This window comes from Pseudomonas sp. 9.3L (assembly GCF_058536285.1).
In genome coordinates this window covers 2,076,247-2,091,693 of the sequence record NZ_JBZUBK010000001.1, presented here as the reverse complement: position 1 = coordinate 2,091,693, position 15,447 = coordinate 2,076,247, and the positions used below count along the sequence as shown (strand labels likewise).

At 61.6% G+C, this 15,447-nt stretch carries 11 protein-coding genes and 1 pseudogene; 8 read left to right on the top strand and 4 right to left on the bottom strand.

All coding sequences use genetic code 11. The annotated features are described in order from the left end of the window. Positions 1–8: 8 nt before the first annotated feature. Positions 9–5,132 carry an NEL-type E3 ubiquitin ligase domain-containing protein gene (locus tag AC4LE2_RS09575; RefSeq protein ID WP_491825527.1) on the bottom strand — a complete coding sequence of 1,708 codons (5,124 nt, stop codon included), beginning with the start codon at positions 5,130–5,132 and terminating at the stop codon, positions 9–11. A gap of 111 nt (positions 5,133–5,243) precedes the next feature. Beyond that, on the bottom strand, positions 5,244–6,278 hold the full coding sequence (sohB, locus tag AC4LE2_RS09570; protein WP_491825526.1) for a protease SohB: 1,035 nt from the start codon (positions 6,276–6,278) through the stop codon (positions 5,244–5,246). 240 nt (positions 6,279–6,518) lie between these two features. Between sohB and AC4LE2_RS09565 the strand changes: the two genes are divergently transcribed. Both AC4LE2_RS09565 and AC4LE2_RS09560 read left to right on the top strand, forming a co-directional pair. After that, the gene (locus tag AC4LE2_RS09565; protein ID WP_491825525.1) at positions 6,519–6,833 is read left to right on the top strand and encodes an SCP2 sterol-binding domain-containing protein; all 315 of its coding nucleotides are present in this window, start codon (positions 6,519–6,521) and stop codon (positions 6,831–6,833) included. Positions 6,834–7,280: 447 nt separating this feature from the next. Continuing rightward, positions 7,281–7,898 (top strand): annotated as a pseudogene (locus AC4LE2_RS09560) (alcohol dehydrogenase catalytic domain-containing protein); the annotation flags it as partial. A gap of 42 nt (positions 7,899–7,940) precedes the next feature. On the opposite strand, the gene AC4LE2_RS09555 reads toward AC4LE2_RS09560, so the two are convergent. After that, positions 7,941–8,228 carry a DUF1652 domain-containing protein gene (locus AC4LE2_RS09555; protein WP_491825524.1) on the bottom strand — a complete coding sequence of 96 codons (288 nt, stop codon included), beginning with the start codon at positions 8,226–8,228 and terminating at the stop codon, positions 7,941–7,943. 315 nt (positions 8,229–8,543) lie between these two features. On the opposite strand from AC4LE2_RS09555, the gene AC4LE2_RS09550 reads away from it, so the two are divergent. From AC4LE2_RS09550 to AC4LE2_RS09540, 3 genes are all read left to right on the top strand, one after another. After that, positions 8,544–9,446, top strand: a complete 903-nt coding sequence (locus tag AC4LE2_RS09550; RefSeq protein ID WP_491825523.1) for an SDR family oxidoreductase — start codon at positions 8,544–8,546, stop codon at positions 9,444–9,446. A gap of 104 nt (positions 9,447–9,550) precedes the next feature. Beyond that, positions 9,551–9,976, top strand: coding sequence for a DUF1810 domain-containing protein (locus tag AC4LE2_RS09545; protein WP_491825522.1), 426 nt, complete (start codon positions 9,551–9,553; stop codon positions 9,974–9,976). A gap of 129 nt (positions 9,977–10,105) precedes the next feature. Beyond that, positions 10,106–10,327 (top strand): DUF6555 family protein, encoded by a 222-nt coding sequence (locus AC4LE2_RS09540; protein ID WP_491825521.1) that lies wholly within the window; start codon positions 10,106–10,108, stop codon positions 10,325–10,327. Positions 10,328–10,380: 53 nt separating this feature from the next. Here AC4LE2_RS09540 and AC4LE2_RS09535 read toward each other — a convergent pair whose 3' ends face one another. Further along, on the bottom strand, positions 10,381–10,890 hold the full coding sequence (locus AC4LE2_RS09535; RefSeq protein WP_491825520.1) for a hypothetical protein: 510 nt from the start codon (positions 10,888–10,890) through the stop codon (positions 10,381–10,383). A 216-nt stretch (positions 10,891–11,106) separates the two neighbouring features. Between AC4LE2_RS09535 and AC4LE2_RS09530 the strand changes: the two genes are divergently transcribed. The 3 genes from AC4LE2_RS09530 to AC4LE2_RS09520 all read left to right on the top strand — a co-directional run bounded on the left by AC4LE2_RS09530 (position 11,107) and on the right by AC4LE2_RS09520 (position 15,388). Further along, the gene (locus AC4LE2_RS09530) at positions 11,107–12,900 is read left to right on the top strand and encodes a di-heme-cytochrome C peroxidase (RefSeq protein WP_491825519.1); all 1,794 of its coding nucleotides are present in this window, start codon (positions 11,107–11,109) and stop codon (positions 12,898–12,900) included. Next, complete coding sequence (locus AC4LE2_RS09525; RefSeq protein ID WP_491825518.1) at positions 12,897–14,075, top strand: catalase family protein; 1,179 nt, start codon at positions 12,897–12,899, stop codon at positions 14,073–14,075. The genes AC4LE2_RS09530 and AC4LE2_RS09525 overlap by 4 nt, the downstream gene beginning before the upstream one ends. Positions 14,076–14,188: 113 nt before the next feature. Continuing rightward, positions 14,189–15,388 carry a GAF domain-containing sensor histidine kinase gene (locus AC4LE2_RS09520; RefSeq protein WP_491825517.1) on the top strand — a complete coding sequence of 400 codons (1,200 nt, stop codon included), beginning with the start codon at positions 14,189–14,191 and terminating at the stop codon, positions 15,386–15,388. The last annotated feature ends 59 nt before the right edge of the window (positions 15,389–15,447 follow it).

The window sequence follows — 15,447 nt, the reverse complement described above, 5'->3', positions numbered from 1 at the left end:
CTTCTCGATCAATCCGTTACAGCAACCCCAACGGTGCTCGACATGTCCAGGCCCAGCAGTACACGCGTGAACCGCAGCGCCAGGGCATTGGCCTCACGCCGCCGCTGTTCATTGACCCAGCCATAGACCATGCGCAGTTGTTGCTCAGTCAAGGTCGGGCGTTCCTGACCTGGGGCCTGCCACTGAACCTCAGGCAAGGCTTCGCTCACCCCGTCCAGCGCCGCTGGCCACGCGGGGGGTGGAGAAGCGGTTTCGGTACTAATGCTGTAAAGATAATTTGATGCTTCCTGCCAACGTTCTTCCAGCTCTGCAAACGCCTGGGCCTGGGCATGCTCAAGGTAGGTCCTGAACCCTGGCTGCTCCGCGACCCAGCCTGCGAAGGCCTCAGGAGTATCGGCCGCGATCACCTCAGCCCCAACCCTTACCACCGTGTCGGCGCTGAGCTGCGTGGTATAACGCATGCGCCTGCTGGGTGGCAAATCCAGGGTATTTTCCAGCGATTGACTGAGATAGAAGCGCACCTCTACTTCATCGACACCCTCGCCCAGGCGCTCATCTGCGATGTCATCGAGCGGGTCCAGTGCCGGGGGTTCGCCAGGGGCACCGGTGGTCAGCGCCTCATTACGGGCCGCCCTGGCACGCACAATGCGCCGGGCGATCTCATCCACCAATGCCCGCCGCCATAGCCTGCGCTGGAACGTCAGCAGCTCTCGCAACGGTCCATCTCCTGGCGCTTGGGAGTCGGCAACGGTTCGCCAAGCCTGTACCTCGAACTCCATGTCGTCCAGGGTCAAGGCCACGCCGTCGCCGCACGTACCCATGGTGTCTTCAGCCATCGCGAAGAGGCGCTCGCGCAACTCGCCCAGCCCCGGCCGAGGTTGATCACCTGGCTGCAGCCAAGTCTCTACCAGCGCCCAGATACGTTGCCGGGTTTCGGCAGGGGCCGCCCGATAATCTGCCGTGCCGGTTACGCGGCTGAGCAGTTGGTAGAAGTTCGCCGCAGGGCGGTCGGCGCGTTCGCTACGGATAAGCGTTTCCAATTCCGCTGGGCAGCCGACCAGCCATCGGTCATCTATAGCAGGCTCTGCCTCGCCCAGCTCTGACCCGGAGCTATCGGACAGGTCGGGGAAGAAGGTGATGTCCGCCCGTTGCAGCATCGCCTGGCTGTGTGCGTTCAGGGGGTTGGCGTTAAGGTTGAGTCGATTTCCGTAGTACTCAGACTCAACATTATCTCGGCCCTCTCGGGTCAACTGAGCAAACCGGGTTTGCGACAGGTCCGGCAGGTCCTCAATGGCATTGTCCGACAGGTTGATCTCCCGCAGGTGCAGCGGGTCGAGGTTCATCAGGTCCGTCAGGCCTGGCGGAAATTCGGTCAGGTTAGTGGCGCGCAGGTCTAGCATCAGGAGGTCATGCAGGTTGCTTACAATGGGCGCCTGCCCCAGTGGGTTGCCGCTGAGGACCAGCTCCTCAAGTTGAGGCAATTGGTTGAAGCCACCACGGGTGTGCTCGTCCAACGTAATAAAGTTGCCTTCAAAGTCGACCGCCCTGAGTGTCGGCAGCTGCTGCAACGCCTGATAATCGGCGGGCGCCAGGGTCAGGTCGACCCCAGCCAGGTCCAGCTGGGTCAAGGTTTGAGCGGCGGGTAGCGCGGCGGTAATCACTTCGTTCAGTTGCCGAGGGCCGGCGTAGTCCAGGCTCAATCGATGAAGCCTGGGTGTGTGATTGAGGTTCGGCAGTACTTCAACCCTGTTCATGCTCAAGTCGAGCCACACCAGGTTCGGGAAATTGGCTAGGAACTCATCACTGATCCGGGTCAGGTCCATGTCCACCAAGGACAGGCGATTCACATGCTCCATACGCACCGACAAACTGGGCAGGTCGGTAACTGGCACGTCGCGGATAACGATCCCGTAACCTATGGTGCCCATGCCAAGCGTTGTGAACCGGCGTTGCCATGCCAGGATCAATCTATCGGCCACCGCTCGACGATGAACGGCTTCGTTTTGCGGCGCGTTTTCCGCGACGTTGTCGTCAGCGCGCGCTACCCAGACGTCCAACTCATGGCGTAGGCGCGCCAGATCCGCGTTCAAGCGCTCCAAAGAGCGCGTCGCTTCCTCGCCTTGACCAAGGCGCGCGTGTAACTCAGCCAGCTCTGCCTCACTGACGTCAGGGTACAGCGCCCTCAGTGCTACTCGGTGCTCCAGAGGCAAGCCTGGCAGGCCCTCAGCCAACCGACCGCGCCCGCTAAGCGAGTAGCCTACCGCGCCGTTCACTCGGCTGGGCGGGCGGAAGAAGCGCCGGTTGTCCCTGGCCATGCCCAGCAACAGGCGGAGCGTATCGCGATGGTCCAGTGCGTGCGTGAGTAGCGCCTGGCGCAAGCTGGTGCCGTCGGTGAAGGTAGCCCTGGCAGTGGCGCGCAGGGTATCGGGAAGTGACGCGAACAGGGCCCTCTCAAGGCTGACGGGCGGGCTCAGTTCAAGGCCCTGCTTATCGAACGCCTGGTACTGCGCGCCCCTTCGCACGATCACCTTGCGGGGGGCGGTAGGCTCTCCTGTAGCCTGCAGCAACGGCCCATCGACGTGCCCCTCACGCAGCTCCAGCCTGATCTTGCTGGCCCAACTGCCCAACCGTGGCCATAGCCCGAATACCAACTGGTCTCGGTCTGCACTGGGCCGACCCTGCGCCAGGGCATCACAGGCGTTCATTATTCGCTGCTGGCGCAGCGCCTCGGCCGCCTGCTCGGCAATGGGCAACGGTGTACGACCAGCCTCCAGTGCGCGTCGCTGGGTGCGATTGCTGGTACGGACCAAGGTATCGACACATTCTGAAGCCAAGCCTGGGAAGTGCTGATTCAAGGTGCGCTCGGCGGTGCCGCTTGAGGTCGCGGGGGGTGTCAGACGCTTTATCAGTGCCTCACGCTGCGATTCAAGGACCCGGGCCCATCGCTGGGCAAACGATGCCTCGGCGTGCTCAGCCGGTACCAGAGACGTCTCGGCGCCGAGCAACGCCTCCAAGGTGGCTGCATCAAGCTGGGATATCAGCCGTCGAGCCCAACTGCCGTCTGCAACGTTCGCCTGGGCCAGGCGAACCTGTCGTGTGGTATTACCCGACCCGAACAGGTAACGGTTGACCTCGTCTTGGTAGGCCAGGCCCAGGTCCTCTGGCCAACCGGGCAATTTGGACAGAGCCTCGACCAGCGGCGCGGCGATGTGTTCCAACCGGCGCGTCCCCTGCAGCGCCGTCATGGCCGTCTCCAGTACCCCCTCAGCCAAGCGTCGCGCCAGCAAATGTTTTAGCAGCGCGGGCATTGCGCTGTTGTCTAGGTGCGCCTGGCGAAGCTGTTCGTCGCTGATGCCCGCAATGCGCTGGGCTTCGAGCAAGGTATGCGGTGGTAAGTCTTGGTAACGCCCATTGAAGCGCCGCATCAAGGTAACGCTGTCCCAGTCAGCCGGTTGTTCGTGAGCTGCGCGCCAACCCCCAGCGCCATCACTGGTCAATTCAGGCGTGTAACCGCTTCGCTCCGGGTGTAACAAACGGGCCGACGTCGGCGTGGCATCCGGCGCCACCTCGTAATATTCTCCGGCCAGCTTCAACCAAACCCGGCCGCCGTGCCGATAGAGGCCTGGCTCATCGGCTTCTATATGGGGCGCCGGTACGTCACGGGCGCGAAAATCGTCCAAATCGGGGCACCACAGCCGCACCTTGCCCTCGGCGTCAGTGACGGGCACCAGTCGCTCAGCGAAACCCACCGCTTTGCGAATGGCTTGCGGGCGTTTACCGATGCCGAAGAACCCGATGTTTTCGACCGCGCCAAACAGGCACTCCATGGCAGCTTCGGAATCCCCACGGCTCCATGCCTGCCCTGCCTCATAAACGCTATACATACCCTGAGCGATCATGATGGCGTCCACGATCACATTGATGCCCGGCAGCGCACCGCCGATCAGCAGCGCGATACTCGTCCCTACTTGGTTGCCGATCTCGACCCAGTGTGCATAGCGCTCAAACCGATCACGGTGGTCCACCGAGGCCGTCGGCACGGCGACGGTAGCCGCTTCCGCCAAGGTTTGCTGTGCCCATATCCGATAACTTTCTGCAAAAGGGTCGCCGCTTACCGGTACGGGTGACCAAACCAGGTGTGGCGGTAGCCAGCCGTCGGTACGGGTCGCGGCCTGTACCCGCGCAATAAACTCCGCGCGGCGCGCCAAGGGCACGAAGCCGCTGAAAAATGTGAGGAAGCCCGCCGACTTGAACTGTGCAGCCAGCGCGATGGCGAAGGCCCGCGCGTCCGCGTACTCCACCACCGAGCCCTCCGGTGCGCCAGGCAGGTAAGCCACGATGCGCTGCGGCTGCCCAGCAGGAGCCTCTTGCCTGAAGACCATCAGCCTGGATAACGGGAAATCGAATAGCGTCAGCCGCACGACGTCACCCGTGAGCGGCGCCACACCCTGGGAGGCGAGCCCCCAGTTGGCCAATAACGCCTCACCTTCGGCGCTAAGCTGGCCGGTGAGCCGCGCGACGCAGGCATCAGCGATAAACGCCTTACGTTGTGCATCGTACACATGCCAGGCGAACGACAGGGGCAACGCATTCTCATGAACGGCGGTGTCTACCTCTGGGGTGACGTGTTCGCTCAGCGCTCGCTGCAACTGGCCACCAAGGTCCAGCATTCGGCAATGAGCCGCAAAGGTGTGCGGGCGCATGGCCAATGGCCGAGAGAGGTCGGCCTTGCCATCAGCGTTAACGCCGGCAAATAGGCCAGAGCCTTCGCCATAAGCGGTTGGCAAGGTGTCGCGCTGATGGAAATTGAGCAGCGCCGCCTCAAGCAAGCTGTGTTCCAAGGGTGCCTGATCGCCCTCCGGCGCCACCCAACGCAGCACGGCCTTGGCTGGGTCTACCTCACTTCCCAGCCATGAGGCCATGAGCGGGCGAAGGCGTTCCAAGGCGAACGTCCGGACAACTGGCAGGGCCTTGCTGGCGTCCTTGAGATTGAAACGGGCAGTGTCGGCAGCCAGAGATAGCTCTCGCAAGGGCTTGAGTTGCGCCGGGGTGAGCTGGCGAAGCCAAGGGGGGAGCTGCGCCTGAATGAAGGCATGATGGGGAAGCGGGGTAGCAGAAAACACCTGGGTCATGGGAACCTCCTTTTAGGAGGCGCCGATGGTAGGTAGTGGCGGTACAACGTTGCGGTACATACCGCTACAAAGGGGCTAAAGGCAAAAGCCCCTTTGTGCTACGGGTGCGCCTTAGTAAAAACGGCCAGCAGACAGCTTGGCCCAGAGCCGGTTAAACAGGTGTTCGACAGACCCGCTTGCCGCCAGCCCCACGCGCTCGGTCAGGCTTTTGCGCTCGGCGTAATGCAGGTGAACCACCTCAGCGGTGCGTGCCTTTTCGGCCAGGTATTCATCACTGGTCTTGATCTCATCTACCAGTTTCCGCTCCATGGCCGCCACCCCCAGCCACACTTCCCCGGTCGCCACCTCATCGATCGACAACTGGGGCCGGTAATGCACGACGAAGTTCTTGAACAGTCGATGAGTGATGTCCAGCTCTTCCTGGAACTTCTCCCGGCCTTTTTCGGTGTTTTCACCGAACACTGTCAGGGTGCGTTTGTACTCGCCTGCCGTGTGCAACTCTACGTCGATGTCATGCTTGCGCAATAAACGATGAAGATTAGGCAGTTGCGCCACTACACCGATAGAGCCCAGCACTGCAAAGGGTGCGCTGAGGATTTTTTCGCCAATGCAGGCCATCATGTACCCGCCGCTGGCCGCGACTTTGTCCACACAGACAGTGAGCGGAACGCCTGCCTGACGAATCCGTGCTAACTGCGAGGAGGCCAGGCCATAGCTATGGACCATGCCGCCGCCGCTTTCCAGGCGCAGCACGACTTCGTCCTTGGAAGTGGCCAGGGTCAGCAAGGCGGTGATTTCATGACGCAAGCTTTCTGTGGCCGATGCCTTGATGTCGCCGTCGAAGTCCAGCACGAACACTCGCCCCTTGCTCTCACCACCCTTGGCCTTGGCCTTGCGCAGGGCCTTGTCTTCCTTGACCTGCTGCTTGCGAAGGCGCTTGAGTGTTTCTTTGTCCAGCAAGGTGGCCTCAAGCCGCTCGCGTAGGCCTTTGTACAAGTCGTTCAGACGGGTGACCTGCAGCTGCCCGCCGCTTTTGCGGCGCCCTTTGCTACGCAGGGACGCAAGCCCGGCGAACACCACCAGCAGGGCAATGACCAACGTGACGGTGCGGGCCAGAAAGCCCAGGTATTCGGAGAGAAACTCCACGGTGACTCCTGCAACGGGTAGAAAGTGGCCCAGCATACCGAGGAGCGCACGCTTGGCATAGCGGCGAGCCGACAATGCAGGTACCTGACGCCCGCATGGCGACGAGCGCGGTGAAACGCCCTTTTGAAACGCTTGTATGAATGTCGTTGACACGCCCTTCAGCCGTCCCTAACCTCGCTGCATTGCGCCTCGATCACGCGTTGCGCATCTTGCCCGCCATTCACTCGAACGGAGCTCTCCATGAGCGATATCCAGCAGTCAATCGAATCCATGAAAGCTAAATTCAACCCCGCCGCCGCCGCAGGGCTGGACCTCGTCTTTGGCTTTCGCATCGACGAAGACAAGCGTTACAACCTGGTGGTCAAAGACAGCACCTGCGACCTCCAGGAAGGTGAAAACCCTGACGCCAACGTGACGCTGGTCATGGACAGCGAAACCCTTGAAGGCATCGTCAGCGGTGAAACCGACGGCATGCAGGCCTTCATGCAAGGCAAACTGCGCGCCGAAGGCGACATGATGCTTGCAATGAAGCTGAGCGAGCTGTTCCCGGTTTAAACGCTGAGGCCGCGCAAAGCGCCTGCGGTGTGCTGCAGGCGCCTTGTCAGAGGGTCAGGCAGGCATTCAGTCGTTACTTAACGGTGCGGCCGGAAGCTCGGCCAATCGATCACGCAGCCACTGGTGCAGCGCCTGAACCACCGCAGAGAACTGCCTGCGGTGAGGGCATACCAGGTATAGAGGGGCCGCTTCCCCTTGCCAAGCCTCAAGCACTCTTTCCAACCGACCCAGCAGGTACCTCAGGCACGGGTGAACCCTGAGCCGATCAGGCGTGAGCGGCTTGCCTGCGCGCGCCAAATAGGTGGGCGCGGCCACTAGTACGCGGCAATTGCCAGGGGCCCAGGGGCGGGGCTATTGAAATAGAGAAGTGTTACGCCATTTTGCCTGTTTCCAGGTTAAACCAGAAAGGCTCACCATGGCCCCTTCTTCAACCTGAGTGCGTACCTGATGAAAGCTGTTGCCTACCGCCAAGCCGGATTGCCATTAGATCACCCAGACAGCCTGGTAGACCTTGAGTTACCGTTGCCCACGCCCACCCCCCGTGATCTGCTCGTGGAAGTACGTGCAATTGCGGTGAACCCTGTGGACACCAAGGTGCGCGCCGGTGCGCAGGTGACCGAGCCCCGAGTGCTTGGCTGGGACACCGTGGGAACGGCGCGGGACGTCGGTAACGATGTGTCGCTGTTCAAGGTGGGCGATGAGGTGTATTACGCCGGCGCGCTTGACCGTCTGGGTGTGCCCGAAGGCGGCGGTGAAGGGCAAAGCCTGCTTATCATGGGTGCTGCTGGGGGCGTAGGCTCAATGCTGGTACAACTGGCCCGACGCTTGACACGTCTCACTGTCATTGGCTCGGCGTCCCGGCCTGAAACCCGAGACTGGGTCACAGGCTTGGGCGCTCATCACGTCGTGAACCACAGCCAGCCGGTACTGCCTCAGCTTGAGGCCGCTGGGGTGGGCCAGGTAACCCATGCCGCCAGCCTGACGCATACCGACCAGCATATTTCAGCCTTGATCGAGGCCCTGCAGCCTCAAGGCAAGCTGGCTGTAATCGATGACCCTGCGACCTCGAGGGGTTCTAGGCCCTCGCCCGGTCGCTTGCCCGCAGGGTCAGTAGTAGCGGGCCACGCCATGGCTGGGCGGCAGGGTGTGGAACACTGATCGCGGGTTGTGCAGTTCGCTGCGTAGCTCAGCGATCAAATGGCTGATCTCGCCGCTGCTTGCAAAGCGCTCCATCGACACCCGCTCTGCGATGACGTGGACGCTTCCGGTGTGAAGGTCTTCGATTCGGATGGTGAAGCAGTCGCCCTCCACTGCCTCGCAGGTGCAATGCAGGGGTTGGAACGCGCTTTCAACGATCCCTCTCATTTCTAGCAAACTCAGGCCCAAGGGCTTCATGGTCTGTCTCCTGGCAACGGCCGGGACCCTAAGGCTGATGAAGTGAAACCATACATCCTTCCCGGGCTTGCCTTTAAGTTATAGCCCCGTAGCAGGGCCTGGGCAAACTGCAGCACTACCGTCCAGCACTCCGTGCAACATCAACACCCTTGTCGGGTTACAGGTGATCGCATCTTCTGTGCTAAATCCCTTCAGCTTGCCGGATGCGCGCCGACTGCTACGCCATGCCGCCCGTCGCAAACTGCCGACATGGCGTGAAACGCCTCGGTACTCCTTCCTTCGAATCATTATCTTCCCTGCTGACAGGAGCCTACCGTGGCGACGACATTGAACCAGTATCAAATGCAGAACCCCCTCACCCAGTACCCTGTTCCGCCCTTCGAGGATCAGCCTCAACAGGCGCCAGGGCTCGACAGCAAGATGAGCCCCGAGCCGGATCATGGGGAAGCGACCTATAAGGGCTCAGGGCGCCTTGAAGGGCGTAAGGCGTTGATTACCGGTGGCGACTCCGGGATCGGCCGCGCGACGGCCATCGCCTATGCACGCGAGGGCGCCAGCCTGGTGATTAATTACCTGCCTGAAGAAACGGCCGATGCCCGTGAAGTGATCGAGCTTATAGAGCAGGAAGGCGGTAAAGCGGTAGGCATCCCTGGTGACCTGAAGGACGAAGCGTTTTGCACCCAGTTGGTGAAAGAGGCGCATACGGCTTTGGGTGGCTTGGACATCGTGGTGAACGTGGCGGGTAAGCAGACCGCGCGGCAGGCCATCGACGAGGTGACGACTGAGCAATTCGACGCAACGCTCAAGACGAACCTGTACGCCTTGTTCTGGATCTGCAAGGCCGCCGTGCCGCTACTGCCAGCGGGTGCCACTATCGTCAATACTGCATCGATTCAATCCTATCAGCCGTCGGCCACGCTGCTGGACTATGCCACCACCAAGGCCGGTATCGTCGCCTTCACTAAAGCGTTGGCCAAACAAGTGATCGAGAAAGGTATCCGCGTGAACGCGGTGGCGCCCGGCCCGATCTGGACTGTGTTGCAGCCGAGCGGCGGCCAGCCCCAGGAGAAAATTCCACACTTTGGTGAGCAGACGCCCATGAAGCGCCCAGGCCAACCAGCGGAATGTGCTCCCTTGTATGTATTCCTGGCCTCACAGGAATCGAGCTATATCACCGGTGAAGTCTTCGGCGTGACCGGCGGCAATCCCCTGCCTTGAGTCTTCAACCTCCTGCCTGGCCGCACCCTGAGGGTCGCTGGGCAGCGAGGCGTAACGCCGGCCTGCACCTAAGCCTGTGATGGATACCCCTTTGGAGGGACACGATGACGTCAGCCTATGACCTTGAACGCTTTGTCGATGCCCAGGCCAGTACCTACGGGCACGCGCTGAAGGAACTGGAAAACGGGCAGAAGGTGAGCCACTGGATGTGGTTTATCTTCCCTCAACTCAAAGGGCTGGGGCGCAGCCCTACGGCTCAGCAATATGGCATCAGCGGTGTCGCTGAAGCCGTTGCCTACCTTGCCCATCCGCTGTTGGGCGCCAGGCTTGAAGCCTGTTGCCGTGCGCTCCAACGTCACGAAGGTAAGGCTGCAACGGCGATATTTGGCGACATCGACGCACTCAAATTGAAGTCCAGCCTGACCCTGTTTGCCCGCGCGTCTCACGGTAACGCGCTCTACACCCACCTGCTCGACTGCTATTTCGATGGCGAAGATGACCCTAAAACCCTCGAACTGCTCGGCGCCTAGCACTACCCAGACGCGGCTTGACGCGCTTAGCCATTGCCGGACGTTCCAATCAAGCGACGGCACCACTGAATTTTCTGGCCGTCGCGCTTTCTTCTGTTCATACCTAAACGGCCAGAGGAGAGGATCGCCATGAGCGCAGCGTTATTTGTCATCGATTACACACAACACGGTGCGGCGAAGTCCTTCATTATTCGGGCAGACACCATGAATAACGCAGAGGCTTGGCATTGGGCCAGTTGTGACGCCGGGGTGGGCCGAATCGGCCGTTTCGGCCTTGAAAAAGTACGCAAAACCAGCAAGCCCATGGCCGAAAAATTCGGTATTGAACAGGTGGTTTGGCGCAAGGCCTGAGGGGTATCGACGCTACCCGGCATCTCCCCCAAATTGCCTTGCGCTGACAGCCGCTAGAACAGCCAGGGGTGGTGCTCAGGCAACTGACCGGTTTCTAGCGCTTCGCGCAGTTGCTGTGGGTGCAACACCCACGCCCTGCGATCGAAGGCTTGTTGCAAGTCGCGCCACGCTACTTGCTGGCCACAGCAGCAGAACTCGAGCCGCCGCGGCAAGGTGGGCATCACATGAATACCCTTTTCGGCGGCCAGTATCTCAAGCGCTTGCCGCTCTACGCAGGTAAAGCCCAGGAAATACAAGCGTGGGCTAAAGCCCCCTGCTGCCTTGGCCAGGGGATCAGGCGCTGCCGGGGCCTGGGCGCGACGCAAGAACGCTTCTCCTGCCCTGATGGTTACTATGCCCTCTTGACGAAAGCTTGCAAACGCGCCCGTATGCTCGCGGCCCTGGATCGCCTGGCTGTTTTCCTGCCAATACAACAGGGTGTGGTCACTTAGGCCGCCAGTGCGACAACGGTAAGTGAAGCTGATAGGGGGTGCCTGTCGACGACCGAAATTACGTATGTCCATACCACTCTGCACGCCTGCTATGAGATCCAGCCTTCACGGTAATAGCCCGCCCGCTCCCATTTCAAATCCGTGCTGCCTTAAATACGTGTAGGAAAGTTCTCCCACTCCCACAGCCGTCAATAAATCCAAGGGGAAGCCTTCTACGGCGCACATATAGCTACTTGCCATCACCGAAGGGATCAGGCATAACGGTGTGCGTTTCCAAGGATGGCTTCGATGCGTACTCTCATTCGTTTGTGTATCGCGCTGCTGCTTGCCGTACCTATCGGGGCAGCGGTCCTTCTGTATTACATTGCCTACCCTGACCTACCGACCTATGCCCCGCCCGAGCGGAGGGTGTACCTGCCTCAGTGGAGCGCTGAGGACCGCCATACCTATTACCTGACACCTCAAGGCACTCAGATCAAAGGGCTGCGCTACCGTTGGTTCACCGCGCTGGAGCAGCCGTTTTCAGCCGCACCCTTCGCCCTGCAGCGCAACCTTGGCCGGTTTGGCTTCCTGTTCGACAGCCCGCCGTCACACCCCGACGGGGGCAAGCTCCCCGTAGGCTTCACCCAGCACCTCAACCCCGCCGATGGCCAGCGTTATCTGGACATTACCTGCGCGGCCTGCCATACGGGCGAATTGCGCTACAAGGGCACGGCGGTGCGTATAGATGGCGGCGCTGCGCAGCACGTCTTGCCCTCGTCGGTGCCCACCCTGCGCGGAGGCAGCTTCGGTCAGGCCCTTGCTGCCAGCCTGGCGGCCACCGCCTACGTGCCTTGGAAGTTTGACCGCTTTGCCCGCAAGGTACTGGGCGACGCTTACCCCCATGGCAAGGCCAAGTTGCGCCAGGCGTTGCGGGCGTCCCTGTTTGCCTTCGTACGCACGGCCTGGAACGACACCCATCGTGGTTTGTACCCCGTCAAAGAAGGCCCGGGGCGCACCGACGCCTTCGGGCGTATTGCCAACGCTGCGTTCGGCGACGGCCTGACTGCGGCCAATTACCGCCCAGGCAATGCGCCGGTCGACTACCCGCAGTTGTGGGATATCTGGACCTTCGACTGGGTGCAGTGGAGTGGCTCGGCGCGCCAGCCCATGGCACGCAACGTTGGCGAGGCGCTTGGGGTAGGCGCTACGCTGGAGTACCGTGATGCCCAAGGCCTGCCCTATACCGGTGACGCCCGGTACCCGTCCAGCGTGCAGATCAACAACCTGTACCTGATCGAGCAAACCCTTCAGCGTCTGGCCCCGCCCAGTTGGCCGGAGGCCGTGTTCGGCCCGGTGGACCTGCCTCTGGCCACCGAAGGGCGAGCGTTGTTCCAGGCCCACTGCGCAGGTTGCCATGCCCCACCCACCCACATGAGAAACGGCCGCCCCGAGGCAAACCTGACGTTTATCCCAACCTCGGTCATAGGCACTGATCCTACCGCCGCCGATAATATCGTCGACCGCCGTTTTGACCTGTCGGCCCTGCAGTGGACCCCCGCAGACCTGGCCGCCTTGAACGTCTACCCCAAGCCTGCTCAGGTAGACCTTCACAACGTCTCGGTCGCCATGGGCCTGGCGTGGGTGACCGCCTTCGTGGAGCGTCGCGCCTACGCCGACGCCGGTATTGCACCCGCGCAGCAAGGCGCGCCTAACGGTTTCGATCTGCCCATCGAGGTACGTGAGGCGCGGGCCTACAAGGCACGCCCGCTGGCAGGGGTGTGGGCGACGCCGCCATTTCTGCACAACGGCTCGGTCCCATCCTTGTACCAGCTGCTGTCGCCACAGGATGAGCGCGGCCAGACGTTCTACCGCGGCACTGTCGACTATGATCCTCTGCACCTCGGCTATCAGACCCAGCCCTTTGCCGGGGGCTTTTTGTACGACACACGCCTTGCAGGCAACCTCAACGGTGGCCATGAATTCCGCGACGGGCCACGCGGTGGTGGCGTAATCGGCCCCTTGCTGCAGCCCCAGCAGCGCTGGGCTCTGCTGGAATACCTCAAAGTGCTGGGTGGCCCCTTGGAGAAACACCTGCCATGACACGACGTACGCTGTTCACAACCCGCACGGCAGGCACCGCAGCAGCACTGTGGTTACGCCTGGGCCGCTTGCTGGCCTGGTCGTTGGCGGCGGCGCTGGTACTGGCGATGGCAGGCTGGACAGGCGCGAGTCTCTGGTACGCCTGGCGCTTCTCCGGGCCCGTGCCGACTGTAGAGCAGGTACCGCCCGGCGAAGCGGCCATGACCCAGGACATCATCCAGACCGCCTTGCGTATCGTGGACGCCTACCGTACCGATACCCGCTACCTGCGCGACGCCCACGCCAAGGCCCATGGTTGCTTGCAGGCCGAGGTGCAAGTAGACCCACACCTGGAGCCCGCCCTGGCCCAAGGCGTTTTCAGCAAACCGGGCACGGCCTGGCACGCTTGGGTGCGGCTGTCCAACGGTAACGCGTACCCACAGTTCGACAACATTGCCGATGCCCGAGGCATGGCGATCAAATTGCTGAACGTGCCGGGTGCCCCTCTGCTGGCCAGTCAGGCCGAGCGTCATGAACAGGACTTCGTGATGTTCAACCACCCTAATTTTTTCGTCAGCGACGTGGCCGAATACCGTCAGAACCTTGCAGCGCAAGCCGAAGGCCGGCGCGGCCTTGCGTTTTTTCCATCATGGGACCCACGCACCTGGCAAGTAAGGCACCTGCTGATTGCGCTGGCCACCCTGAGCAAGGCCCCGGATACGTCTGTCGACGGCACCTACTACTCGGTGTCGCCCTACCGCTTTGGCTCGGCCAATGCCAAGTTCCGGGTGATCCCGGAGCCCTCCGCCTGCCCTGCCTATGTGCTACCCGCGCTCAACCACAACCAGCCTAATTTCCTGCGTGAGGCGTTGTACCAACAGCTGACCACTGACCGTCAGCCGGCGTGTTTCGCCATCCAGGTGCAACTTCAGGTGCCTGACCGCCCTATGCCACTGGAGGATGCCAGCGTGCTGTGGTCGGAGCAGGATTCGCCGTTTCGCACCGTGGCTCATCTGCGCCTGCCTCCTCAAGCCTTCGACACACCTGCGCAGAACCTGGCCTGCGACAACCTTCGTTTCAGCCCCTGGCATGGCATCGAGGCCCATCAGCCGCTGGGCGGCATCAACCGCCTGCGCAAGGCGGTGTATGAGGCGGTGGCAGACTACCGCAGCGCCCGTAACGCGCAGGGCCAATGAACGCAGGAAGGCGGCGTAAAGCGCTACACCTAGGTTGAGGCATTGCGCGCGGCGGCTGTATATCCATACAACTAGCCGGTATAGTGTGCCGCTTCGCTGACCTGGATGCCCCAATGCCCGACACTTACAGTGAGTTGCTGTGCACCTCAGTGGCCCAACTTGAGGTCATCCCGACTATGCTGCGCCTAGTCAGAGAGGCGACAGGGTTACGGTTCGCAGCGGTCGCTTACGTCAATGACGCTACTTGGATGGCCTATGCGGTAGATGACGCCGCAGGCCTTGGCATTCCCGCCGGCAGCGAGCGGCCCTTGGCCGACACCCTGTGTAGGGAGGCACGAGAGCGCCGCCAGTCCTTGGTCTATGGCCCTGGGCTGTGCAAGCTTGCGTATGCAGGGTATGCGCCCCACCGGCCGTTCGCGTCGCACTACCTGCAGAGCCACATTTCCGTCCCCATCGTCGCGTCGGACGGCCGTTGGGTGGGCACCCTCTGTGCGCTGGATTCAGTCGCGGTCACGTTGGACAAACCCAGCGTCATCGAAACCCTGGAGCTGTTCGCGCAGCTCATCGCCGCGCACCTGGTGCTGCACAAGCGCCTTGAAGACAGCGAATCCGCGCTAGGGGTATCGGTGGAAACAGGCCGGTTGCGTGAGGAGTTTGTCGCGGTATTGGGGCATGACCTGCGCACGCCGTTGAGCGCGGTGCGCTTGAGTACCGAGCTGCTTGAAAGCAAAACCACGGAGGGGAGTGCGAAAAAGCTGTTATCGGCTATCCATACCAGTACCCAGCGGATGGTGGGCCTGATCGATGACGTGCTGGATTTCGCACGCTGCCGCCTCGGCAGCCAGTTCACCATCGCGCCCAAGGTACTGCCTGACCTGTTTACGTCGTTACGGCCGGTCGTTGACGAGGTACAGGCCGCCCACCCACTGGCTCATGTCAGTTACTGCTACACGTCGGCCCAACCGGTGTTGGGTGATTTCGGCAGGCTCAGCCAGTTGCTGTCCAATCTGCTCACCAACGCAATCGTGCATGGCGCCAAAGGCACTCCGGTCGTGGTCACCGGTTGGGTTGAAGGCGACTGGCTCCTGGTGTCGGTGGGCAACCAAGGCCCCGCTATCCCGGCACAACAACGCGAGCTGCTGTTCAAGCCCTTCTCCCGCGCCGAGGGTGAGCATAAAAGCGAGGGGCTGGGTTTAGGGCTCTATATCTGCTCACAGATTGCGCAGTCCCACGGCGGTACCTTGGCGGTGCAATCAGGCCCTGACCTCACCACGTTCACGGTCAAGCTGCCGCTGATGCCGGCGTCTGCGTAGGGCCATAACGTTCAGGCATCTACCATCAGTAACGCCACAGCGCACACAGCGTGCGTTGC

Coding starts and splice junctions, on each gene's coding strand:
- AC4LE2_RS09555 (WP_491825524.1), bottom strand. CDS start 8,228: ATGAAGCCCTTGGGCCTGAGTTTGCTAGAAATGAGAGGGATCGTTGAA.
- AC4LE2_RS09520 (WP_491825517.1), top strand. CDS start 14,189: ATGCCCGACACTTACAGTGAGTTGCTGTGCACCTCAGTGGCCCAACTT.
- AC4LE2_RS09530 (WP_491825519.1), top strand. CDS start 11,107: ATGCGTACTCTCATTCGTTTGTGTATCGCGCTGCTGCTTGCCGTACCT.
- AC4LE2_RS09525 (WP_491825518.1), top strand. CDS start 12,897: ATGACACGACGTACGCTGTTCACAACCCGCACGGCAGGCACCGCAGCA.
- AC4LE2_RS09545 (WP_491825522.1), top strand. CDS start 9,551: ATGACGTCAGCCTATGACCTTGAACGCTTTGTCGATGCCCAGGCCAGT.
- AC4LE2_RS09565 (WP_491825525.1), top strand. CDS start 6,519: ATGAGCGATATCCAGCAGTCAATCGAATCCATGAAAGCTAAATTCAAC.
- AC4LE2_RS09540 (WP_491825521.1), top strand. CDS start 10,106: ATGAGCGCAGCGTTATTTGTCATCGATTACACACAACACGGTGCGGCG.
- AC4LE2_RS09575 (WP_491825527.1), bottom strand. CDS start 5,132: ATGACCCAGGTGTTTTCTGCTACCCCGCTTCCCCATCATGCCTTCATT.
- AC4LE2_RS09535 (WP_491825520.1), bottom strand. CDS start 10,890: ATGGACATACGTAATTTCGGTCGTCGACAGGCACCCCCTATCAGCTTC.